Origin of the sequence: Marinobacter sp., assembly GCF_033722195.1 — a bacterium.
Classification (GTDB): Bacteria; Pseudomonadota; Gammaproteobacteria; order Pseudomonadales; family Oleiphilaceae; genus Marinobacter.
In genome coordinates, this window is record NZ_JAWVZL010000155.1 from 1 (window position 1) to 4,744 (window position 4,744).

The 4,744-nt window shown below is 63.2% G+C and carries 4 protein-coding genes; 2 read left to right on the forward strand and 2 right to left on the reverse strand.

Annotation, left to right across the window (positions count from 1 at the left end; genetic code table 11):
• Positions 1–116 precede the first annotated feature (116 nt).
• Positions 117–767, forward strand: a complete 651-nt coding sequence (locus R3280_RS16045; protein WP_413468796.1) for a flavin prenyltransferase UbiX — start codon at positions 117–119, stop codon at positions 765–767.
• Positions 768–881: 114 nt separating this feature from the next.
• Entirely contained in the window at positions 882–2,021 is a 1,140-nt protein-coding gene (locus tag R3280_RS16050) for an acyl-CoA dehydrogenase family protein (protein WP_318999617.1), read from the forward strand.
• 12 nt (positions 2,022–2,033) lie between these two features.
• On the opposite strand, the gene R3280_RS16055 is transcribed toward R3280_RS16050, so the two are convergent.
• Both R3280_RS16055 and R3280_RS16060 read right to left on the reverse strand, forming a co-directional pair.
• A complete protein-coding gene (locus tag R3280_RS16055) occupies positions 2,034–4,115 on the reverse strand; it encodes a diguanylate cyclase (protein WP_318999618.1) in 2,082 nt (693 codons plus the stop codon).
• A gap of 31 nt (positions 4,116–4,146) precedes the next feature.
• A partial coding sequence (locus tag R3280_RS16060) for a hypothetical protein (RefSeq protein ID WP_318999619.1) occupies positions 4,147–4,744 on the reverse strand: 598 nt, incomplete at its 5' end.

A 4,744-nucleotide genomic window follows, 5' to 3' on the forward strand; every position in this document is an offset into this window, starting at 1 on the left:
GCGGCTGATCGAACTTGCGTTGGCCGAGGTGAGCCGGCCCTGCCATATTGTCGTAATGAGCAACGGTGGTTTTGGCGGTATTCACCGCAAGCTGATCGAACAACTGGAGCGCCGATTTGACTGAGCCGGAGAAGGCCGTAAACCGACGTACCATCAATCTGGCCATGACCGGAGCCTCCGGTGCCCAGTACGGTCTGCGCCTGCTGCAGTGCCTGGTGGCAGCGGGTTGCCGCGTGCATGTGATGGTGAGCCGCGCCGCCCAGGTGGTGATGGCCACGGAGACCGATCTCAAGCTGCCGGGCTCCCCGGCCGCCATGACCGAAGTACTGACCCGCTACTGCGATGCCGAGCCGGACCAGATCCTGGTGTTCGGCCGTGAGGACTGGTTCGCGCCACCGGCCTCCGGCTCCGGTGAAAAGGCGCCGCTGGTGGTCTGCCCCTGCAGCACCGGCACCCTGTCGGCGCTGGCCACCGGCGCCAGCAACAACCTGATTGAGCGGGCCGGCGATGTCGCCCTCAAGGAGCGCCGCCAGCTCATCCTGGTGCCCCGGGAAGCGCCCTATTCGGAAGTCCACCTGGAGAACATGCTGCGCCTGACCCGCATGGGTGCGGTGATCATGCCCGCCAGCCCCGGCTTCTATCACAACCCCGAATCCGTGGCGGACCTGGTGGACTTCATCGTTGCCCGGCTGCTGGATCACCTGGGAGTGCCCCAGGGCCTGATGCCCCGCTGGGGCGAGGAGCGGGTCAGCGGCAAGCTGTCCTGAGCCAGCGGCCTTCGATGGTTTTGGCCACTGTGATTGTTAATTTTCACCATTGAGCAAAATCACGCCGACGCCGAGACTCTGTGGCTATCCGACAGTCAAACACAGAGGCTTACCATGATCCCACGTACTCTCTTCGACGCCGACCTTGAAGGCTTCCGCGACTCGGTGCGCAAATTCCTGGAACAGGAAGCGGTGCCCTACCACAGCCAGTGGGAGAAGGACGGCCAGGTCAGCCGTGAGCTCTGGACTAAGGCCGGCGAGCTGGGCTTCCTGTGCCCCACCATGCCGGAGGAATACGGCGGCGTTGGCGCCGATTTCCGCTACAGCGCGGTGATCATGGAGGAGCTGGCCCGCGCCGGTACCTCCGGCATCGGCTGGGGCCTGCATTCGGACATCGTCGCCCCCTACATCCTCAACTACGGCGCCGAGGAGCAGAAAAAGCACTACCTGCCCAAGCTGGCCACCGGCGAGATGATCAGCGCCATCGCCATGACCGAGCCCGGCGCCGGCTCCGACCTGCAGGGGGTCAAGACCACCGCCATCAAGCAGGGCGACCACTACCTCCTCAATGGCTCCAAGACCTTCATTACCAACGGCCAGATGGCCGACCTGGTGATCGTAGTGGCCAAGACCGACCCCAAGGAGGGCGCCAAGGGCACCAGCCTGTTCCTGGTGGAATCGGCGTGGGAAGGCTTTGAGAAAGGCCAGAACCTGGAGAAGGTGGGCATGAAGGCCCAGGATACCTCCGAGCTGTTCTTCCAGGACGTCAAGGTACCGGCCACCCATCTGCTGGGCAGCATGGAAGGCCAGGGCTTCTTCCAGCTCATGCAGGAGCTGCCGGCCGAGCGCCTGCAGGTGGCCCTCACCGCGGTGGCCGCCGCCGAGGCCGCCTGGGACTGGACCCTGGCCTACGTCAAGGAACGCAAGGCGTTCGGCAAGCCGGTGGCGGCTTTTCAGAACACCCGCTTCAAGCTGGCCGAGCTCAAGGCTGAAATCACCGCCGCCCGGGTGTTCACCGACCGCTGCCTGGAGCTGCACCTGGACAAGAAGCTGGATATTCCCACCGCCGCCATGCTCAAGCAGCACACCACCGACCTGCAATGCAAGGTGATGGATGAGTGCGTCCAGCTCCACGGTGGTTATGGCTACATGTGGGAATACCCCATCGCCCGGGCCTGGGCCGATTCGCGGGTGCAGCGCATTTACGCCGGCACCAACGAGATCATGAAGGAGATCGTGGCGCGCTCGTTCTGAGGGCCCACATGGTCAGAACGTGGATCTGACACAGTTGCGGCCGGACTCCTTGGCGCTGTAGAGCGCCGCATCGGCCCGCTGGATCACCTCATGGGGGGTGTCGCCGGGCAAAAAGGCGGCAACCCCGACACTGATAGTGACCCGGTCGGGTATGGAGAACCGGTGGCTAGCGACGCTTTCCCGCAACCGCTCCGCCACCAGCACAGCGCTATCCAGCGGGGTCTCCGGCAGGATCACCAGGAATTCCTCGCCGCCCCAGCGGCCGGCGATCTCGGACTCCCGGGTCCCCGCTTTGATCAACTGGGCGGCATCCGACAGTACCGCGTCCCCCTCGTTATGCCCGAAGCGATCGTTGATGGACTTGAAATGGTCCAGGTCAAAAATGATCACCGAGAATGTGCTGCCGTAGCGTGCGCAACGGGCAACCTCCTGGTCCATGAAGCTCTCGATCTTGTGACGGTTGTACAGGCCGGTGAGCTGGTCGTGCACCGCCTGGTAGGTCAGGGAGTGCAGCAACTCATTGCGGGTCAGCACGCTACCGAAGAGGTTGGCCATGAGTTCTGTGGTCTGGGTACGCTGCGGTGTCCAGGGATTGATTGCGGAGGTCAATTGAATCACCAGTACGCCGGCGATCCGGTCGTCGCGCTTCACGCCGGCCAGCAGTGCTGACTCATTCCGGTCCAACGCCAGCAGGTCGGTCAGAAAGGCCATCTCCGGAGGAACCGGCTGGCCCGCTTTCAGAACCAGGTTGGACCTGTCATCCATGAACTTTTTCAGATGGATCATGGCAACCGGGTATTTACCCTTGCCTTTCTGCCTCAGGGCAGGGCGATCCTCACCCGCCCATTCATGACTGATTGCCAGTTGCTGGCTGTTCGCCTCGAACTGGCAGAGGAATACCCGGTCTGCCCTGAAATACTCACCCAGAGCCCGTAGTGTGCGGGTGATGCCCTGATCGGTCTCGTGGGCATCCAGGGTCAGAAGGTCGGTGCTGATGCGTCGCACCATTTGCTCGGAAAGCACCATCTGTTCGAGCTGCCCCTTGACCTGGTGTCTTTCGAGGGCGAGGCTGGCGAGGGCGACCGGGTCGGTGAGGGCGTCTATGTCCTGGTCGCCCGGGCTCCAGGGGGCCCCATGGTAAACATCGAAGCTTCCCAGCATCTCGCCACCGCTGCCCAGGATGGGCTCTGACCAGCAAGCCCGAATCCCGGCATTCTCGGCGTCCTCCCGAAAACCGGACCAACGCTCATCGGTCCGGATGTCGCGGCTGGTGACGCCACCACGAATGAACACCGCGGTGCCGCTGCTGGCGGAACCATAGGCCACGGGCAGGCCGTCCATCCGCTCCCGGAAGGTTTCCGGCACCGAGCGGCCGCCAGCCCAGCGCAAACGCCGGCGTTCCACGTCGTGCACCATGATGCCGCAGCGGGCGCCGGGGAGCCGTACCTCAGCCATGTGAGTCAGGTGGTCAAGGGTCACATGTAGGCCGCTGTCCCCGGCCATGGAGGTCATGGCCTGATGGCGGTAGCGTTCGGCTTTCTCGGCGTGCTTGCGGGAGCTGATGTTGACACCGGTGAACATCACCGCCTGCTCGCCCTTGAAAGAGATCAGCGAGAGCGAGCTTTCCAGCCATAGCGGCTGCTGGTGTTTTCCGAGGGTTTGCCACTCGAACATCTGCAGGCCTGAGCTGCCCACCCGATTGAACAGGTTCTCGAAATCCAGCAGGCTGAAGGGAGGCTTGCCCCAAGCATCAGGGCGCTGCATCACGTCTGAACTCAGCTGTTCCTGGGTCCGCGCCCCGAAGGCGGTGAGAGCCGTTTCGTTGGCATAGAGCACGTTGCGGGTGCTACGGTCCAGCATCATGACGGCAATGGCGGACTGGTCGAAAAGGGTGCGCAGGTCCCGGTCGGCATTGCGCAGTGAGCGCGCGGCGGATCCGGCCTGCAGATTGAGGCCATGAAACTGCCGCTTGAGGCGACGATGACGGACCAGAAGAATGACCAGCACTGTTCCCAGAAATAGGGCGACGCCCGCAATAAGCCAGGTCAGAAAGTCGTCGGGCAGGCCCGACCACCAGGCTGCAGCGTCTGACAACAGTGGTATGCCGTTGGTATCAATAAGAGGCTCACTCCTGCACAACGATCACGTTTTCAATAAGCTGTGCTCCGCTCTGGTTGGCGGCCTCGATGCCGGTCTGGACTCCGCCAATCCCAATACCCAGGGTCTGCGCCAGGGGGGTCACCAGTGTCTGCAACAGCTGCCGGGAGACATCGGCTAGCAGTGCCGCGATCACCGGATTCAGGGCATTCACGATGTCAGGGTCGATACTGCCGCTCAAAGCCTGCAGGTCATTGACGAAGACATTCAGAGCCATGTCTTCTGCGCCCGCCTCGGTATCATTATGGACGATGCGGGCACAGCCGGTTACCGGGTCACAGAACAGCGGGTAGGACGGCTCCATGATAGCACTTTCACTCATGGCGCCGATGCTGCCTTCAATAGTGGCGTCCAGCGCCAGGGCCGGGTCGATAGTGATCAGTCCGGCCAGCAGCCGGAGGCGGCCGATATCCGCTTCCAGGTCGGCCGGCACCAGGTTTCCGGTTGCAGGGTCGACACTCCCCGTTGAGACGGCCACGGCCTGGCGCTCGACCTGAATACCGAATTCGGCGTCGTTGCCACTGCCACGGGCACAGCGGGCGGACACCAGCGCGCCTTGGCCCCCA

Coding starts and splice junctions, on each gene's coding strand:
- R3280_RS16050 (WP_318999617.1), top strand. CDS start 882: ATGATCCCACGTACTCTCTTCGACGCCGACCTTGAAGGCTTCCGCGAC.